The sequence below is a fragment of the Microbacterium petrolearium genome, from assembly GCF_054782875.1.
In genome coordinates, this window is sequence record NZ_BAAGRQ010000074.1 from 1 (window position 1) to 601 (window position 601).

Consider the following 601-nt stretch of genomic DNA (forward strand, 5'->3'; position numbering starts at 1 on the left):
GTAGGACTATCACAATATAATGTAGCACTATTTCATCTAGTAAATCACGCTTTCTTTAAGGCTCTACTATTCCTAGCTGCAGGTGCTGTAATTCATGGTATGGCAGATCAACAAGATCTACGACGACTAGGAGGTCTAGTAAATTTCCTACCATTTACATATACAGCAATTCTAATTGGATCACTATCACTAATGGCACTACCATTTATGACAGGATTCTATAGTAAGGATCTAATTCTAGAAGTAGCACTAGGACAATATGAAGTATCAGGAACAATTGCTTATTGGCTTGGTACAATTTCAGCTGTCTTTACTGCTTTCTATTCATTCCGACTAGTATCTCTAACATTCTTTACAACGCCTAATGCACCTAAGGGTGATTATCTACATGCACATGAAGCTCCAATGATTATTGTAATTCCTCTAGTAATTCTATCTATTATGTCTATTGTATTTGGTTACATTGCTAAGGATATGTTTGTTGGAGTTGGTACTGATTTCCTATCAACAGCTCTATTCCAACATCCAGATCATATTACACTAATTGAAGCTGAATTTGGTCTACCTCTACTAATGAAGCTACTACCAGCTATTGGAAGTC

General features: G+C 36.1%; 1 protein-coding gene. It reads left to right on the forward strand.

All coding sequences use genetic code 11. The annotated features are described in order from the left end of the window. Window positions 1-601: proton-conducting transporter transmembrane domain-containing protein (locus ACYVJ0_RS13680; RefSeq protein WP_460818409.1), on the forward strand; the 601-nt coding region annotated here is incomplete at both ends.